The 17367-nt window shown below is 70.4% G+C and carries 15 protein-coding genes and 4 tRNA genes; 12 read left to right on the forward strand and 7 right to left on the reverse strand.

Translation table 11 applies throughout. From position 1 onward, the window contains the following. Positions 1–34 precede the first annotated feature (34 nt). From ACZ4YY_RS08435 to ACZ4YY_RS08445, 3 genes are all read left to right on the forward strand, one after another. Complete coding sequence (locus ACZ4YY_RS08435; protein ID WP_468285353.1) at positions 35–331, forward strand: hypothetical protein; 297 nt, start codon at positions 35–37, stop codon at positions 329–331. A 44-nt stretch (positions 332–375) separates the two neighbouring features. After that, positions 376–507, forward strand: coding sequence for a hypothetical protein (locus ACZ4YY_RS08440; protein WP_468285355.1), 132 nt, complete (start codon positions 376–378; stop codon positions 505–507). Between the two features lie 120 nt (positions 508–627). Next, the gene (locus tag ACZ4YY_RS08445; RefSeq protein ID WP_468285358.1) at positions 628–978 is read left to right on the forward strand and encodes a metallopeptidase family protein; all 351 of its coding nucleotides are present in this window, start codon (positions 628–630) and stop codon (positions 976–978) included. A gap of 69 nt (positions 979–1047) precedes the next feature. Here the strand turns inward: ACZ4YY_RS08445 and ACZ4YY_RS08450 are convergent, their stop codons facing one another. Then, positions 1048–1386: a metallopeptidase family protein gene (locus ACZ4YY_RS08450; protein ID WP_468285361.1), complete on the reverse strand. Its 339-nt coding sequence runs from the start codon at positions 1384–1386 to the stop codon at positions 1048–1050. A gap of 84 nt (positions 1387–1470) precedes the next feature. On the opposite strand from ACZ4YY_RS08450, the gene ACZ4YY_RS08455 reads away from it, so the two are divergent. The 7 genes from ACZ4YY_RS08455 to ACZ4YY_RS08485 all read left to right on the forward strand — a co-directional run bounded on the left by ACZ4YY_RS08455 (position 1471) and on the right by ACZ4YY_RS08485 (position 8683). Beyond that, on the forward strand, positions 1471–3075 hold the full coding sequence (locus tag ACZ4YY_RS08455; RefSeq protein WP_468285364.1) for a metallophosphoesterase family protein: 1605 nt from the start codon (positions 1471–1473) through the stop codon (positions 3073–3075). 80 nt (positions 3076–3155) lie between these two features. Next, positions 3156–3228, forward strand: a tRNA-Glu gene (locus ACZ4YY_RS08460). A 37-nt stretch (positions 3229–3265) separates the two neighbouring features. After that, positions 3266–3340 (forward strand) — tRNA-Asp (locus ACZ4YY_RS08465). A gap of 24 nt (positions 3341–3364) precedes the next feature. Further along, a tRNA-Phe gene (locus ACZ4YY_RS08470) sits at positions 3365–3438 on the forward strand. Between the two features lie 379 nt (positions 3439–3817). After that, complete coding sequence (hrpA, locus tag ACZ4YY_RS08475; RefSeq protein ID WP_468285367.1) at positions 3818–7762, forward strand: ATP-dependent RNA helicase HrpA; 3945 nt, start codon at positions 3818–3820, stop codon at positions 7760–7762. Between the two features lie 93 nt (positions 7763–7855). Then, positions 7856–7930 (forward strand) — tRNA-Asp (locus tag ACZ4YY_RS08480). Positions 7931–8479: 549 nt separating this feature from the next. Further along, positions 8480–8683 (forward strand): DUF6274 family protein, encoded by a 204-nt coding sequence (locus tag ACZ4YY_RS08485; RefSeq protein ID WP_468285370.1) that lies wholly within the window; start codon positions 8480–8482, stop codon positions 8681–8683. A gap of 444 nt (positions 8684–9127) precedes the next feature. On the opposite strand, the gene bldC is transcribed toward ACZ4YY_RS08485, so the two are convergent. Both bldC and ACZ4YY_RS08495 read right to left on the reverse strand, forming a co-directional pair. Next, complete coding sequence (bldC, locus tag ACZ4YY_RS08490; protein WP_003949541.1) at positions 9128–9334, reverse strand: developmental transcriptional regulator BldC; 207 nt, start codon at positions 9332–9334, stop codon at positions 9128–9130. 591 nt (positions 9335–9925) lie between these two features. Then, complete coding sequence (locus ACZ4YY_RS08495) at positions 9926–10768, reverse strand: DUF8083 family protein (protein WP_468285373.1); 843 nt, start codon at positions 10766–10768, stop codon at positions 9926–9928. Between the two features lie 233 nt (positions 10769–11001). Between ACZ4YY_RS08495 and ACZ4YY_RS08500 the strand changes: the two genes are divergently transcribed. After that, complete coding sequence (locus ACZ4YY_RS08500; RefSeq protein WP_468285376.1) at positions 11002–12096, forward strand: Leu/Phe/Val dehydrogenase; 1095 nt, start codon at positions 11002–11004, stop codon at positions 12094–12096. A 327-nt stretch (positions 12097–12423) separates the two neighbouring features. Beyond that, complete coding sequence (locus ACZ4YY_RS08505) at positions 12424–12675, forward strand: DUF3073 domain-containing protein (protein ID WP_468285378.1); 252 nt, start codon at positions 12424–12426, stop codon at positions 12673–12675. Between the two features lie 69 nt (positions 12676–12744). On the opposite strand, the gene purM is transcribed toward ACZ4YY_RS08505, so the two are convergent. The 4 genes from purM to ACZ4YY_RS08525 all read right to left on the reverse strand — a co-directional run bounded on the left by purM (position 12745) and on the right by ACZ4YY_RS08525 (position 16966). Next, positions 12745–13812: a phosphoribosylformylglycinamidine cyclo-ligase gene (gene purM / locus ACZ4YY_RS08510; protein WP_468285381.1), complete on the reverse strand. Its 1068-nt coding sequence runs from the start codon at positions 13810–13812 to the stop codon at positions 12745–12747. A gap of 45 nt (positions 13813–13857) precedes the next feature. After that, positions 13858–15384 carry an amidophosphoribosyltransferase gene (purF, locus tag ACZ4YY_RS08515; protein WP_468285384.1) on the reverse strand — a complete coding sequence of 509 codons (1527 nt, stop codon included), beginning with the start codon at positions 15382–15384 and terminating at the stop codon, positions 13858–13860. A 241-nt stretch (positions 15385–15625) separates the two neighbouring features. Beyond that, a complete protein-coding gene (locus tag ACZ4YY_RS08520) occupies positions 15626–16114 on the reverse strand; it encodes an META domain-containing protein (RefSeq protein WP_468285386.1) in 489 nt (162 codons plus the stop codon). Between the two features lie 36 nt (positions 16115–16150). Continuing rightward, positions 16151–16966 carry a sterol carrier family protein gene (locus tag ACZ4YY_RS08525; RefSeq protein WP_468285389.1) on the reverse strand — a complete coding sequence of 272 codons (816 nt, stop codon included), beginning with the start codon at positions 16964–16966 and terminating at the stop codon, positions 16151–16153. Positions 16967–17367 lie beyond the last annotated feature (401 nt).

A 17367-nucleotide genomic window follows, 5' to 3' on the forward strand; every position in this document is an offset into this window, starting at 1 on the left:
CGCAGAGGGCCGGATCATCGGTCGAACCTCGTTCATGCCTGCCCGGGCGGAGGCGGCCGTCCCGCTCTCCGGGGACCTTTCCGCCCGCGCCGCGCACGCCGACACCGAGCGGCGGAGCACCCTCTCCCCCGGCATCCTGGACGACTGGGTGCCCGCCTTCCTGGCTCAGCTTGCCGCGCCTGGCGCCCATCTCGTACGGGCGGTCAGCGACAGCCGGGAGACGGTCTACCTGTTCGACACGGCACGCGAGGCGTTCGCCGCCCTCACCGCCGGCGGGAACGGATGGGCAGTCCGGCAAGGGGGACCAGTCGCCATCTCGAAAACACGCTGACCGCCTGGCGGGACGCTGGCGAACCCGACATCACCGCCGTGCGCATGGAGGTCACTCCCACAGCGCACGCGTACTGGATCGGCGGACAGCAGATCACGACTCAGGCCCGCTCCTACCGGATCGGTGACCAACCGGCACTCCGCTGGAAGCACCAGCACCCCCCGCTGAGCGTCTGACCCCGCCGCCACACCGCACAGCCCTGGCCGGCCGTCCCCGGGTGGTGCCACGGCTGTGCGCTACGGCACGACGGCTCCACAGCCACTCCGCTACGCGCGGTCGTCCTGGACAATGACGGTGTGCTGGAGATGACACGCGACAGGTTCGAAGAACTGGTGAGTGAGGCCCTGGACCAGATCCCGCCGGAGCTGACGCGGGTCATGGACAACGTGGCCGTGTTCGTGGAGGACGAGCCCCCGGCGGACGATCCGGAGCTACTGGGCCTGTACGAAGGGACCCCACTCACCGAGCGCGGGGAGTGGTACGCCGGAGTCCTCCCCGACCGCATCACGATCTACATGGGCCCGACCCTGCGCTACTGCGAGACGCCGGAGGACGTGGTGCACGAAGTTGCGGTGACCGTCATCCATGAGGTGGCGCATCACTTCGGCATCGAGGACGCCCGGCTCCACGAACTGGGCTGGGGCTGACTTCCGGGCATCCCCGGCCACGCACCATAACGCCACTGACCAGGACGGATACCAGGCTCTACCGGCGACTCATCCAGTTGGCCGAAGATCAGCAAAAGATGTGTACGACGGGGCATCCTGCACCACGGTCACCTCGGTCTCCTCGACGACCTCCTCGCGCGTACCGCACATCCGCAGGGTCGGCCCCCGGTAGATGGTGATCCGGTCGGGCAGCACCCCCGCGTACCACTCGCCCCGGTCCGTCAGCGGCGTGCCCTCGTACAGCCCGAGCAGCTCGGGATCGTCCGCCGGCGGCTCGTCCTCGACGAACACCGCGACGTTGTCCATCAGCCGCGTCAGCTCCGGCGGAATCCGGTCCAGGGCCTCGGCGACCAGTTCCTCGAACTCCTCGCGCGTCATCTCCAGCACAAACCCATTCTCCGGCACGCGGGCGCCGTACGAGGGGCACGAACGGCCCGCATATCGGGGCGCGCACCTGGGCATACGGGACCAATGGTCCGCGTCCGCGTCCCCGCAGCCGCCCTGAGCCCCAAGAACCACCTGAACCGGATCCGCTCCTCCCGCCGCTCCCCCGTCACTCCCGAACTCACCCACCGGCCCCGCCCCTGGGGCCGCGCCGCCGGCCTCACCGCCGTCGTCCTGTTCGGCGCCTGGCTCGGCCTGCTCGTCGTCGGCAACGTCGGCGTCCCCGTCGGCCCCATGAACACGACGATGACGCTGCGCCCGTCCGTCACCGGCGGCACCAAGATCAACGTCTCGCCGCTGGGCGCCCTGCACCTCGACAGCCACATCGCCCCCGTCCGCCTGGACGTGAACGTCGACCAGCTCGATCCCGCCCGTTCCCAGGCCCTCGTGGACCACCCCGAGCGTCTCTCCGGCCTCCAGGACGAGGTCGCCCGGGACGTCGAGCACGGCACCCTCGACCTCGCCGTCCGCTCCTGCGTCGCCGTCGTCGTCGGCGCCACCGCCCTCGGCCTCGCCGTCTACCGCAGGCCCCGCCGCGCCCTGGCCGCCGGCGGGCTCGCGCTGGCCCTCCTCGCCGCCTCCGGCGCCACCGCGTACGCCACCTGGAACCCCAAGTCGGTCCTCGAACCCCGCTTCTCGGGACTGCTCGCCTCGGCTCCCTCCCTCGTCGGCAACGCCCGCAGCATCGTCACCGAGTTCGACGTCTACCAGCGGGAACTCGCCCGCCTGGTCACCAACGTCACCAAGCTCTACGACGCCACCTCGACCCTGCCCGCCTACCAGCCGGACCCCACCACCGTCCGCGTCCTGCACGTCTCGGACATCCACCTCAACCCGGCGAGCTGGAAGATCATCGCCTCGCTCGTGGCGCAGTACAAGGTCAACGTCATCGTCGACTCCGGCGACACCATGGACCATGGCACGGCCGCGGAGAACGGCTTCCTCGACCCCATCGCCGACCTCGGCGCCCCCTACGTCTGGGTACGCGGCAACCACGACTCGCAGATCACCCAGGAGTATCTGGGGGGCATCAAGAACGTCCACGTCCTGGACGACGGCCGCGCGGTCACGATCGCCGGTCTGCGCTTCGCCGGCATCGGAGACCCCCAGTTCACCCCCGACCGCTCCACCCGGCAGAACACCGAGGGCCTCCAGGAACGGGCCGGCGACCGCCTCGCGTCCGCGCTGCGCGTCCAGCGGACCCGGGGCACCCCCGTCGACATCGCCGTCGCCCACGAACCCGCCGCGGCCCGCCGGACCGACGGCGAGGTCCCCCTCGTCCTGGCCGGGCACGTCCACCACGAGGAGATGGAGGTCCTCGAGAAGGGCACCCGGCTGCGCATCGAGGGCTCCACGGGCGGCAGCGGTCTGCGCGCCGTCGAGGGCAAGTACCCCGACCCCATCCAGGCGTCGATCCTCTACTTCGACCGCGACACCCGCCGCCTCCAGGCCTGGGACGAGATCGAACTGGGCGGCCTGGGGCTGACGACGGCCGAGGTCAGCCGCCACCTCCCGAAGGAGAACCAGCCGGGCGCCGGCCCCTCACCCAGCGCTCCGACCCCCTCCGCCGACACGCCGTCCCCCACCGCCTCCGTCCCGCCCGCGGACAGCCCCTCGGCCACCGTCCCGTAAACCGTTTTGGCGATCCCTCCCGCCATCCCATATGCTTCTCACGTCCCCGACGCGCTGAGAAGCGCCCAGGCGGGCCGATAGCCCTCATCGTCTAGCGGCCTAGGACGCCGCCCTTTCAAGGCGGTAGCACGGGTTCGAATCCCGTTGGGGGCACGCAACACCGTGTGCGACACTGTCGTACACAAAGCTTGGTCCTGTGGAGCAGTTTGGAGTGCTCGCCACCCTGTCAAGGTGGAGGCCGCGGGTTCAAATCCCGTCAGGACCGCTGAGGTTTCACGTGAAACCTCGTGGCTGGGTAGCTCAGTTGGTACGAGCGTCCGCCTGAAAAGCGGAAGGTCGCCGGTTCGACCCCGGCCCCAGCCACCGTCGCTGAACAGCGAGAGAACCCCCGTCGAGATCCTCGACGGGGGTTCTTCATTGGCGTGACGGTGCGGAGCGGTTCCGGACACCTGAGGAGCCGGGTCAGCCGCACGGACGTCCGCGGCGGCCCAGCGACTCACTCCGGGACGTCCGCCGGCCCTGTCTGCCTGGCGGATCTGCTGGACGAGGCCTCCGGCCGACAGGCCCGTCACGGCTGCTGACGCCGTCCTCGCCCGCCTTCGCCGCTCGCCGCCCGTGCCCGCAGTCCGTCCGCCGTGCGTGGTCGGCCGTCCGCAGCCGTCCGCCCAGGACATCGGCGGGAGACACGGCGCGGCAAAAGCGTTCGCCACGTTTTTCCCCGGGATGAGATCCTGGACCGCGTATGTCTACGCACCCTGCCCCCGCCCTCGGCGCCCTCGCCCCCCGCCTGGCCGAGCTGACCCTGCGCGATGCGCATCGGCTCGGGCGCAGGCTCGAAGGTGCGCGCAAGATCCGTAAGCCGGAGGCCCGCGCCGCCGTTCTCGCCGAGATCGAGGCCGAGGTCGCTCTGGCCGAGGAGCGCATGGAGGCGCGGCGGGCGCGGATGCCTGCCGTCAGCTATCCCGAGCAGCTTCCGGTCAGCCAGAAGAAGGACGCGATCGCGGAGGCCATCCGTGATCACCAGGTCGTCATCGTCGCAGGTGAGACGGGGTCCGGAAAGACGACCCAGATCCCGAAGATCTGTATGGAGCTGGGGCGGGGGGTGCGCGGCATGATCGGGCACACACAGCCCCGGCGGCTCGCCGCCCGGACCGTCGCCGAGCGGGTGGCCGACGAGCTGAGGACACCGCTCGGGGAGACCGTCGGCTGGAAGGTGCGGTTCACCGACCAGGTGAACCCGGACGCCACCTTCGTGAAGCTGATGACCGACGGCATCCTGCTCGCCGAGATCCAGACCGACCGCGAGCTGCGTGCCTACGACACGATCATCATCGACGAGGCCCACGAGCGGTCCCTCAACATCGACTTCCTGCTGGGCTACCTCGCGCAGTTGCTCCCGCGCCGGCCCGACCTGAAGGTCGTCATCACCTCCGCGACCATCGACCCCGAGCGGTTCTCCCGGCACTTCGGCGACGCCCCGATCATCGAGGTCAGCGGGCGGACGTATCCGGTGGAGGTGCGGTACCGGCCACTCCTGGAGGACGACTCCGAGGACGCCGACAGGGACCAGATCACCGCCATCACCGACGCCGTCGAGGAGCTGATGGGTGAGGGGCAGGGCGACATCCTCGTCTTCCTCTCCGGTGAGCGGGAGATCCGGGACACCGCGGACGCGCTGGAGAAGAAGAAGTACCGGTTCACCGAGGTTCTCCCGTTGTACGCCCGGCTCTCGCACGCCGAGCAGCACCGCGTCTTCCAGGCGCACACCGGTCGCAGGATCGTTCTGGCGACGAACGTCGCCGAGACCTCCCTGACCGTCCCCGGCATCAAGTACGTCATCGACCCCGGCTTCGCCCGCATCAGCCGCTACAGCCACCGCACCAAGGTGCAGCGGCTGCCGATCGAGCCGATCTCGCAGGCCAGCGCCAACCAGCGCAAGGGGCGCTGCGGCCGTACGTCCGACGGCATCTGCATCCGCCTCTACTCCGAGGACGACTTCCTCGCCCGCCCGGAGTTCACCGACGCGGAGATCCTGCGCACGAACCTGGCCAGCGTCATCCTGCAGATGACCGCCGCCGGCCTCGGCGACATCGAGAAGTTCCCCTTCATCGACCCGCCGGACCACCGCAACATCCGCGACGGCGTGCAGCTGCTCCAGGAGCTCAACGCGCTGGACCCGGCGCAGAAGGACCCGCGCAAGCGGCTCACCGACACCGGCCGCAAGCTCGCCCAGCTCCCCGTCGACCCGCGTCTGGCCCGCATGGTCCTGGAGGCCGACCGCAACGGCTGTGTCCGCGAGGTCATGGTCATAGCCGCCGCGCTGTCCATCCAGGACCCGCGCGAGCGCCCGGCCGACAAGCAGGCCCAGGCGGACCAGCAGCACGCCCGCTTCAAGGACGAGACCAGCGACTTCCTCGCCTACCTCAACCTGTGGCGGTACGTGCGCGAGCAGCAGCGCGAGCGCGGCTCGTCGTCCTTCCGCCGCATGTGCAAGCAGGAGTACCTGAACTTCCTGCGCATCCGCGAGTGGCAGGACATCTACACCCAGCTCCGCACCGTCGCCAAGCAGATGGGCATCCACCTCAACGAGCAGGACGCCCCCGCCGACAGCATCCACACCTCGCTCCTCGCCGGCCTCCTCTCCCACCTCGGGATGAAGGACGTGAAGGACGGCAACAAGAACGAGTACCTCGGCGCCCGCAACGCCAAGTTCGCGATCTTCCCCGGCTCGGCGCTGTTCCGGAAGCAGCCCCGGTTCGTGATGTCGGCGGAGCTGGTGGAGACGAGCCGTCTGTGGGCCCGGGTCAACGCGAAGATCGAGCCGGAGTGGGTCGAGCCGCTCGCCGAACACCTGCTGAAGCGGACGTACAGCGAGCCGCACTGGGAGAAGGACCAGGCCGCGGTGATGGCGTACGAGAAGGTCACGCTGTACGGCGTACCGATCGTCGCCCAGCGGAAGGTGAACTACGGGCGCATCGACCCGGAGGTCTCCCGGGAGCTTTTCATCCGCAACGCGCTCGTGGAGGGCGACTGGCGAACGCACCACAAGTTCTTCGCCGACAACCGCAGACTGCTCAGCGAGGTCGAGGAGCTGGAGCACCGGGCGCGGCGCCGGGACATCGTGGTCGACGACGAGACACTGTTCGACTTCTACGACCGGCGGGTGCCCGAACACGTGGTGTCCGGCGCCCACTTCGACTCGTGGTGGAAACACAAGCGGCACGAGCAGCCGGACTTTCTGGACTTCGAGCGGGAGATGCTCATCCGGGAGTCGGCGGAGGCGGTCACCAAGGCCGACTACCCGGACTCCTGGCGACAGGGCCCGCTGAAGTTCCGCGTGACCTACCAGTTCGAGCCGGGCGCGGACGCGGACGGCGTGACCGTCCACATCCCGCTCCAGGTCCTCAACCAGGTCACGGACGAGGGCTTCGACTGGCAGATCCCGGGCCTCAGGGAAGAGGTCGTCACCGAGCTGATCCGCTCGCTGCCGAAGCCGATCCGCCGCAACTACGTGCCCGCGCCGAACTTCGCCAGGCGGTTCCTGGACCGGGTGGTGCCGGTGCAGGAGCCGTTGACCTCGGCGATGGCCCGCGAGCTGAAGCGCATGGTCGGCGTCCCCTTCGAGGCCGAGGACTTCGACTGGTCGAGGATCCCCGACCACCTGAAGATCACCTTCCGGATCGTCGACGAGCGGCGCCGCAAGCTGGCCGAGGACAAGGACCTGGAGGCCCTGAAGCTCCGGCTGAAGCCGAAGGCACGCCAGGCGCTCTCCCAGGCCGCCGCGGCCACCGCCGAGCGGCAGGGCGGCGAGTCACTGGAGCGCAAGGGCCTGACCGACTGGACGATCGGCACGCTCACCCGTGTCTTCGAGACCCGTCGCGCCGGCCAGCCCGTGAAGGCGTACCCGGCGCTGGTCGACGACGGCGACACCGTCTCCGTACGGCTCTTCGACACCGAGGCCGAGCAGACGGAGGCCATGTGGAAGGGCACGCGTCGGCTGATCCTGCGCAACATCCCGGTCAATCCCGCGAAGTTCGCGTCCGAGAAGCTGACGAATGCCCAGAAGCTCGCGCTGTCCTCCAATCCCCACGGGTCGATCCAGGCGCTGTTCGACGACTGCGCGATGGCGGCCGCGGACAGGCTGATCGCCGACTTCGGCGGGCCGGCGTGGGACGAGGAGTCGTACCGGAAGCTGTACGACAAGGTGCGCGCCGAGATCGTCGACACGACCGTGCGGACGGTCGGGCAGGTGCAGCAGGTGCTGGCCGCCTGGCAGGCCTGTGAGCGCCGTCTGAAGGCCGTGAGCAGCCCGACCCTGCTCGCAAACCTGACGGACGTGCGCAAGCAGTTGGACGCCCTCGTGAAGCCCGGGTTCGTGACCTGGGCGGGGCTGCGGCGGCTGCCGGACCTCATGCGCTACCTGGTGGCCGTGGACCGGCGGCTGCAGCAGATGCCGACCGGCGTCCAGCGGGACACCGCCCGCATGGAGAAGGTCCACGAGATGCAGGACGAGTACGCCTGGCTCCTGGAGCAACTGCCCCCGGGCCTGCCGGTATCTCAGCAGGTACTGGACATCCGCTGGATGATCGAGGAGCTACGGGTCAGCTACTTCGCCCACGCGCTGGGCACGGCGTACCCCGTCTCGGACAAGCGGATCGTGAAGGCGATCGATGCCGCCGTACCGTAGCGGCACTCGCACGGAGGGTGAGTTCGACCGGGGGGCTCACCCTCCTGTACAGTCCTTCTCGCAGCGCAACGCAGGAAAAGCGCCGCGAAACCTGGTCCTGTGGAGCAGTTTGGAGTGCTCGCCACCCTGTCAAGGTGGAGGCCGCGGGTTCAAATCCCGTCAGGACCGCACAGATACAGAAGGCCCGTCCCGCAAGGGGCGGGTCTTCTGCGTATCCCCGCAGGGCACGCGGGCCTTCCCCGGACCGAGTCCACACCAGCACCCGTCGGCACCAGCACCGGCACCGGTCCTCCACCGCCGGCCGGGCCTCCGCACCCGCAACCCCACCGCCGCCGCACGGACCGCACCCCGCGGCCGCCTCCGAACCACTCGCGCGCCCCCCAGCCGCCTCCGAACCGCTCACGCACCCCACGGCCGACGCCCGGGCTGCTCACGGCCGCCCCCGCACCCGTTCCGCCGGCTCCCGAACCGGACCGATCCGGACGGAACGGACCCATCCCGGACCGCCGAGCACTCCCGCGCCGGCGTGCGCGCCGGCGCGGGTGACCGGTTGACCGGACCTCGAATCTCCGGATCCCGGCTGTTTCGGGTGGTCGGCGGGCCTTCGGGGGCGGCCGGGCCACCGGCGCACGCGCACCGCTCTCTTGACGGCGTCACATTCCCTCGGTACCCAGGGTTCAGGGCCCCGTTCCCCGCGCGGCCCGCTGGAGGTGGCGTATGACGGCATCGGCTAGGCACGAGACGCGGGCCCTGCTCCGCGCGCACCTGTCGGCCGCGTCGTCCTATCGGCATCTGACCCGCCACTGCCCCATCTGTCACCGCCTGCTGCGGCTGGCCATGGACGGTGCCGTACGGGGCGCGGAGGCCCCTGCGGAGGCGGCCGAGCGTGCCGTGGAGGACGAGCGCCCCGCGGGGGCGTGAGCGGCGCGTCGAGCGGCCGACGCGGCGTCAACCTCCGTATGGGGAAGGGACGCTGGAGACGGAGCCCTCTCTAGCGCATATGCCACGGCGCCAACAAGGCCAGCGGCATGTGACGGGTGTCACCGCATGAGTTTCCGAAACGGGGGTTCTTACCCACCTCCTACAACTGGTCAATTTAATATGTGCAATTGCACCACTCTGGAAGGTGCTCCCCGGAACCCCCCCAGACCCTCCCCAGACTCCGACAAGGCCACTCACAGACCCTCCCGCTACACCGGTCCGAGCGCACAAAAAAGATCGCGCTGGACCCGGCGGGGTCCAGCGCGATCGACGACGCACCGTGTGGGCAACGGGCCTGTTGGGGCAGACCCGCGTCGCTTGGAGCTAGGTTTCGGGCGCCGCGACAGATTGGGGGACCTGTCGCACCACCCGGTATTCAGTTGTTCAGGCCTCGCTGCGCTGCTGCGGGATGCCCGCCAGCAGCGCGCGGACCTCGGCCTCGCGGTAGCGGCGGTGTCCGCCGAGCGTGCGGATCGACGTGAGCTTGCCGGCCTTCGCCCACCGTGTGACCGTCTTCGGGTCAACGCGGAACATGGTGGCGACCTCAGCCGGGGTCAGCAGCGGCTCAGCATCAGGGGTGCGAGCGGTCATGAGCGGCCTCCTCGGGAGAACCGAACCTTCTCGGTTCTTTCCTCTAAATTCTGCACCTTGACCCGCGTTGCCCGAAATGGCGGACGCGAGTCGAGTCGGTTATAGGACGAACGGCTTGTCCTCGGCACTACAACTACACCATCTGTCCAGCCGCGTCGGCCAAACCGATGGAATTGCCCCCCAGGTGTTCATCGGCGACGGAAGCCGATGGACCATGCCATAGCGGACAGTCACGCCACTGTGACGATCAGTCACAGGACGATCAGGAGTCACCAGACCCCCCAAAGCGTGCAATGCTGAGATCCCGCCCACAGTGGAACACAAGCGGACGGAGGGAGCCCTCCCCGGACTCCTTGTCCTATTTTGGCACGAGGAGGGGCAAGCGACGCAAGGGCCGCGTACGTGCGGTCCATCACCCTTGCCTCAAAAGCCCGGATCGGGATCAACGTCCCGTCAGTTCCGCGAAGTGCGGTCGACCGTACGCTGTTCGAAGGCTCCGTGGCCGTGACGTACGTCACTAAGGGCTCCGGACGAAGCCGACGCCCCTTTTTTCGGAGCTCCGGGGGAACGGCTGTCGCGTCTGTCACACCGTCAGTTCGCCGAACGCCGGTCCCGCACGGCCCGCCACCGGTCCACCAGCCGCGCGTATGCCTCGCCCGCCGCTGCGCCGTCGCCCCTCCGCAGGGCCGCGATGCCCTCGGCGACGTCGGCCGCCGAGTGGTCGCCCTCCAGATCGCCGGCCGGCAGGGTGTGGACGAGTCCGCCGTAATCCAGTTCCACCAGCGAACGCGGGTGGAACTCCTCCAGCCAGCGCCCCACGTCCACCAGACCCTCGATGAGCGGCCCCTCGTCCATGGCGTCCCGCAGCGCGCGCAGCGCCCGGGCCACCCGGCGGCGCGCCTGCACCATCGGTGTGCGGTAGCGCAGCACGGGCGCGACCTCCGCGGTCCCCTTGTCGTACTCCCGCTCGTCGTCGGCGACGAGGACGAACCAGTTCAGCGGGATCTGCCAGGTCGCCGTGCGGATCCAGGGGCGGGCGTCGGGGTTGCGGGCCAGCCAGCGCTCGTAGTCCTGGGCGGCCTGGAGACGGACCAGCGGGGGCAGGACGGCGTCCAGGACCGGGCCGGGCAGTTCGTCGCCCAGTTCACCGAGGGCCTGCCAGCCGCGCAGCCGGGTGCGCCAGGGGCACACGCACAGCACGCCGTCGACGTCGAGGACGAACGCGTCCCCGCTCTCGTGCACCGGCACCGCCACCGGCGGGGTGGGCAGCAGGTCGGCCAGCGACCGGCGCAGCTCGTCCTGGTAGGAGGGGAGGTCGGGGCGACGGGCGTACCGCACCCAGTGGCCGCGCTCAGGCTCGGCGAAGGCGCCCAGCGGCTCGTACACGCGCAGATAGGCCGCGTACGGAACGATCACCGAGGACACCTGGGGCACGCATCCTCCCTCCCCTGTGGACCGACCGGGAAACCTTCCGGAACCGCTCTCGGGTGGCGGTGGAACGGGCCGGAAATCATGCAAATCGTCGCACGTCCGTACTCCGGGAGGAGGTGATCCCGAGCAGTACGCGTTCGGCGGGCCGTACAGGCTCTACGCTCAGCACCACAGGCCCCGCCACCCGTACGGGAGCCCCCGTCCCTACCGCCGCGAGCTACCCAGGAGTCACCACCGTGACCGACGTATCCACCGGCGTCCTGCACACCCTGTTCCAGTCGGACCAGGGGGGTCACGAGCAAGTCGTGCTCTGCCAGGACCGTGCCAGCGGCCTCAAGGCCGTCATCGCCCTCCACTCCACCGCCCTGGGCCCCGCGCTCGGCGGTACGCGCTTCTACCCCTACGCGACCGAGGAGGAGGCCGTCGCCGACGCCCTGAACCTCGCGCGCGGGATGTCGTACAAGAACGCCATGGCCGGGCTGGATCACGGCGGCGGCAAGGCCGTGATCATCGGCGATCCCGACGTGATCAAGACCGAACAGCTGCTGCTCGCCTACGGCCGGTTCGTGGCCTCGCTCGGCGGGCGGTACGTGACCGCCTGCGACGTCGGCACGTACGTGGCCGACATGGACGTCGTGGCGCGCGAGTGCCGCTGGACGACCGGACGCTCGCCGGAGAACGGCGGCGCGGGCGACTCCTCGGTCCTGACCGCCTTCGGCGTCTACCAGGGCATGCGGGCCAGCGCGCAGCACCTGTGGGGCGACCCGTCGCTGCGCGGGCGCCGGGTCGGCGTCGCGGGCGTCGGCAAGGTCGGCCACCACCTGGTGCAGCACCTGCGCGACGAGGGCGCCGAGGTCGTCGTCACGGACGTGCGCGAGGACGCCGTGCGCCGGATCCTCGACCGGCACCCGCAGGGAGTCACGGCGGTGGCCGACACCGAGGCGCTGATCCGGGTCGAGGGGCTCGACATCTACGCGCCCTGCGCGCTCGGCGGCGCGCTGAACGACGACTCCGTGCCCGTGCTGACCGCGAGGGTGGTCTGCGGCGCGGCCAACAACCAGCTCGCCCACCCGGGTGTCGAGAAGGACCTCGCCGAACGCGGGATCCTCTACGCGCCGGACTACGTGGTCAACGCCGGCGGGGTCATCCAGGTCGCCGACGAGCTTCACGGTTTCGACTTCGAGCGCTGCAAGGCGAAGGCCTCGAAGATCTACGACACCACGCTGACGATCTTCGCACGTGCGAAGACGGATGGTGTTCCGCCGGCCGCCGCCGCCGACCGGATCGCCGAGCAGCGGATGCACGAGGGGGCACGGGCCCGCGGCTGGTGAACCGGAGGACGGGGTTCCGCGGGCAGGTCCGGGGACCCCGTTCGAGGCCTTGTCCGGTACCGCTCGGAGAAAAGTTAGAGAGAACTCTCACTCTTCCCGGCGGGTCGCCCGCGGATAAGTGGTTAAAATCGCCACTGACCAGCGAGGACGGGGCGCCTCGAAGGTTCTGCGCACACGCGCGTCCCACGGGCGACGTACCGTATGGGTGTGGGCTCAGGTACCGTGGAAGCCCTACGGACCGGCCTCTCTGCGGAGAGTCCGTTCCGGATCATGAACGCGTGTCAAGACTCTGGGGCCGTCGAGCCCCGTCGTTGAGGGGGTCGAGCCATGGGGCGCGGCCGGGCCAAGGCCAAGCAAGCGAAGGTCGCCCGCCAGCTGAAGTACAACAGCGGCGGGACGGACCTCTCACGCCTGGCCGAAGAGCTGGGCGCATCGTCTACATCGAGCATGCCGCCGAATGGCGACCCGTTCGAGGACGATGAGCAGGACGACGACCCGTACGCACGGTACGCCGAGCTGTACGGGGACGACGAGGACGACGAGGACGAGGACTCCTCGCAACATCGTCGCGGCGCTTGACGTTGCTCTGAGCATGCACCCGGTCGGTGACTTCGGTCACCGACCGGGTCTTGTGCTGCGCCCGGGGTTTCAGCCGGCGTAGTCCCCGACCAGAGTGGCTCCGGTGGTGTGCTCGCCGCGCTCGGTGATCTCACCGGCGACCCAGGCCTCGACCCCGCGGTCGTCGAGCGTCGCCAGGGCCACGTCCGCCGACTCCTGCGGCACGATCGCGATCATGCCGACGCCCATGTTCAGCGTCTTCTCCAGCTCCAGTCGCTCGACCCGGCCGGTCGTGCCGACGAGGTCGAAGACCGGAGCGGGCGTCCAGGTGGAGCGGTCGACGGTCGCGTGCAGCCCGTCGGGGATGACGCGCGCCAGGTTGGCCGCGAGGCCGCCGCCGGTGATGTGCGAGAAGGCGTGCACGTCCGTCGTCCGGGTCAGGGCCAGACAGTCCAGCGAGTAGATCTTCGTCGGCTCGAGGAGTTCCTCGCCGAGGGTGCGGCCGAGGTCCTCGACGTGCGCGTCGAGCGAGAGGCCCGCCTGGTTCAGCAGGACGTGCCGGACGAGGGAGTATCCGTTCGAGTGAAGGCCGGAGGCCGCCATGGCGATCACGGTGTCACCCGTACGGATGCGATCCGCGCCCAGCAGCCGGTCGGCCTCCACCACGCCCGTACCGGCGCCGGCGACGTCGAAGTCGTCGGCGCCCAGCAGGCCCGGGTGTTCGGCCGTCTCGCCGCCGACCAGGGCGCAGCCGGCCAGCACGCAGCCCTCCGCGATGCCCTTGACGATGGCGGCGACCCGCTCGGGGTGGACCTTGCCGACGCAGATGTAGTCGGTCATGAACAGCGGCTCGGCGCCGCACACCACGATGTCGTCCATGACCATGGCGACCAAATCGTGGCCGATGGTGTCGTAGACGCCCATCTGGCGGGCTACGTCGACCTTGGTGCCGACGCCGTCGGTGGCGGAGGCGAGCAGGGGGCGCTCGTAGCGCTTGAGGGCGGAGGCGTCGAAGAGCCCGGCGAAACCGCCGAGGCCGCCGAGGACCTCGGGGCGCTGGGTCTTGCGCACCCACTCCTTCATCAGCTCGACGGCGCGGTCGCCCGCTTCGATGTCGACGCCCGCGGCTGCGTAGCTGGCACCAGTTGTCTCAGACATGGCTAGTGAGAACCTTCGTGTCGTACGGCAGGTGTGACGGGCCGTCTACGGACGGCGGATCGCGTCGGCGGCGGCCGTGGCGGCCGGGCCGGCGGCCAGCTCCGTCTCCAGGAGCTGCTTGCCCAGCAGCTCGGGGTCGGGGAGCTCCATCGGGTACTCGCCGTCGAAGCAGGCGCGGCACAGGTTCGGCTTGGCGATGGTGGTCGCCTCGATCATGCCGTCGATGGAGATGTAGGCGAGGGAGTCGGCGCCCAGGGAGGTGCCGATCTCCTCGATGGTCATGCCGTTGGCGATCAGCTCCGCGCGGGTGGCGAAGTCGATGCCGAAGAAGCAGGGCCACTTCACGGGCGGCGAGGAGATCCGGATGTGGACCTCGGCCGCGCCCGCCTCGCGGAGCATGCGGACCAGGGCGCGCTGCGTGTTGCCGCGGACGATCGAGTCGTCGACGACGACCAGGCGCTTGCCCTTGATCACTTCCTTCAGCGGGTTCAGCTTCAGGCGGATGCCCAGCTGGCGGATGGTCTGCGAGGGCTGGATGAAGGTCCGGCCGACGTAGGCGTTCTTGACCAGACCGGCGCCGAAGGGGATGCCGGAGGCCTCGGCGTAACCGATGGCGGCCGGGGTTCCGGACTCCGGGGTCGCTATGACCAGGTCGGCCTCTGCCGGGGCCTCCTTCGCCAGGCGGCGGCCCATCTCCACGCGGGAGAGGTACACGTTCCGGCCGGCGATGTCGGTGTCGGGGCGGGCCAGGTACACGTACTCGAAGACACAGCCCTTGGGCTTCGCTCCCGCGAACCGGGAGGTGCGCAGGCCGTTCTCGTCGATGGCGACGAACTCGCCCGGCTCGATCTCGCGGACGTAGCTGGCTCCGCAGATGTCGAGGGCGGCGGACTCGGAGGCGACGACCCAGCCGCGCTCCAGCCGGCCGAGGACCAGCGGGCGGATGCCCTGCGGGTCGCGGGCGGCGTAGAGGGTGTGCTCGTCCATGAAGACGAGGCTGAAGGCGCCCCGGACCTTCGGCAGGACCTCGTGGGCGGCCTCCTCGATGGTCAGCGGCTTTCCGTCGTCGTCGACCTGGGCCGCGAGAAGGGCCGTGAGGAGGTCGGTGTCGTTGGTGGCCGCCACGCGCGGGGTGCGGCCCTCCTGCTTGGGCAGGTCGGCGACCATCTCGGCGAGCTGGGCGGTGTTGACCAGGTTGCCGTTGTGACCGAGCGCGATCGAGCCGTGCCCGGTGGCCCGGAACGTCGGCTGGGCGTTCTCCCAGACGGAGGCGCCGGTGGTCGAGTAGCGGGCGTGTCCGACCGCGATGTGACCCTGGAGCGATCCGAGGGAGGTCTCGTCGAAGACCTGGGAGACGAGGCCCATGTCCTTGAAGACGAGGATCTGGGAGCCGTTGCTGACCGCGATTCCCGCGGATTCCTGGCCCCGATGCTGGAGGGCGTAGAGCCCGAAGTAAGTGAGCTTGGCGACCTCTTCGCCGGGAGCCCAGACACCGAAGACGCCGCAAGCGTCCTGGGGGCCCTTCTCACCGGGGAGCAGATCATGACTGAGTCGACCGTCACCACGTGGCACGCTTCCGAGTGTAGGCGAGGTCGACCACTGGTCCGAATTGGGGATACTTGCCGGTAACTGGATCTTGAGCCCGGCCGACACCCCTGTTTCGGCTTGTTTCCGCAGGTCAACCCAGGGTTTTCATGATCCGAGGGGCGGGTCGGCCGGTCCCGGGAGCGGCCGACCCGGGACCGGATGCCGATCCGTGAGTGAGGTGTCGCACATCATTCGGGGCGGTGTGCGCGGTCCCACGGTGCGGGGCTCAGCTCCTGGTCAGCCGCACCTGGGTGCCGTCGGACGCGCGCAGCGTCAGCGTGCCGTCCCCGACCTCGGTGGTCAGGGTGCCCGCGGCGAGCGTGCGGGACAGGATCCGCTCGAAGGCCATCGGAGCGCCCTCGCAGGCCATTCTGGTCGCCCTGAGGTCGCTCAGCCGGACGCTGTCGCCCTCGACGGCGGCCTTGCCGTGGAAGTGGTTGCAGCCGTAGGTGCCGGACGCCTTGCCGTCCTTGATCTCGACGTTCGCCCCGGCGTCGGCGGGAGCACGGTGACGGGTGCCGTCCACCGTGACGCTGTCGACCTTCCACCGGACGCCGGTGACGGGCTGCTCGACGCCCACCGAGCCGCTGCCGGCCTGCTCGCCGCCCGCCTTCTCGCTGCCGCAGGCCGCCGCGAGGGGGACGAGAACGGCGACGGCGGCCAGCAGCATGCGCTGCGTGGGCCTGTGCCTCTGCGTGTGCCTCTGCCTGTACATGCCGATTCGACGGGACAGGTGGGGTGGTCGGTTCCCTCAGGACGTCAGCGGCAGCAGGTCCGCGAGGTCGGCCCGCTCGCCGCTCGCGCTCACGTTCGCGTCCGCGACGGCGTCCTTCCAGGTCAGCCGACCGGTCGCCAGCCGCACCCAGGTCAACGGATCGGTCTCGACCACGTTCGGCGGGGTGCCGCGGGTGTGCCGGGGCCCCTCCAGGCACTGCACGACGGCGAACGGCGGCACCCGCACCTCGGTCGCCCCGCCCGGCGCCTTCGCGGCGAGGGCGTCGGCGAGCAGCCGGGTCGCGGCGGCCAGCGCCTGCCGGTCGTACGGCACGTCCAGACCGGGCACGGCGGCGTTCAGGTCGTCCGTGTGGACGACGAGCTCGACGCACCGCGTGACCAGGTAGTCGCCCAGGGACAGCGCGCCGGCGTCGGTCTGGAGCAACCGGGTCGCGGGGTGGGCGTCGAGCCGCTCGCGCAGGGTCGCTTCGACGTCGGCCAGGTGGGCGGCGAGGTCGGGGTGCCGGGCGGCCGGAGCCCGGGTGAGGTCGGCGGCGGCCGGGGCGTCGGTGGCGGTGGCGGTGGCGGTGGTGGTGGTGAACGGCCAGTCGAGCAGCACGGCGTCCTGCCGCGCGGGCTCCGGCAGGTCCAGCGAACGGTGCACGGCCGTGACCGCCGTCCCGATGTGCGCCACCAGCTCGCCCACGGTCCACTCGCCCGACCCCGCGGGCAGGGCGAGCTGCTCGGGCGTGAGTGAGCCGACCACCTGCCGGACGTTCCCGAGCTGCGCCAGCACGGCGGTACGGATCTTGGCGTGGTCGTAGCTCCTGATGCGCTTCTTCGCCGGGGACATGACGGGGAGCCTAGTCGGCGGTGCCGGCCTGCTTCGGAGGGTGGGGGCGGGAGGTTCCGGGGCGACCGAGCGCCTGCGGGAGCGGGGGGCTGGGCGGTGAGGCATGGGGCGGGGGCGCCGCGGGGTGGGGAGGGCGGGCGTCCGCTGGCGCCCGGCGGCGGTGCGGGCCGTCGAGCGAGGAGGGGCCGTCGAGCGGGGAGGACCGTCGAGTCGTGACGGCGGTCGAGTCGTGACGGCCGTCGGGCGGTGCGGGCCGTCGGGCGGGCGTCGGGGGCGTGGCCCGGCCGGGATCGAGGGGCCGGCGTTGGGCTTCGGCGCCCGGGGTCGGTCGGGGCCGGGCGTCGGGGGCGTGGGGGTGAGGTGCCTCGCCGAGGGGAGGCGGCGGCTCGGGCAGGCGGGCG

The sequence above is a fragment of the Streptomyces sp. NPDC030143 genome, from assembly GCF_055573695.1.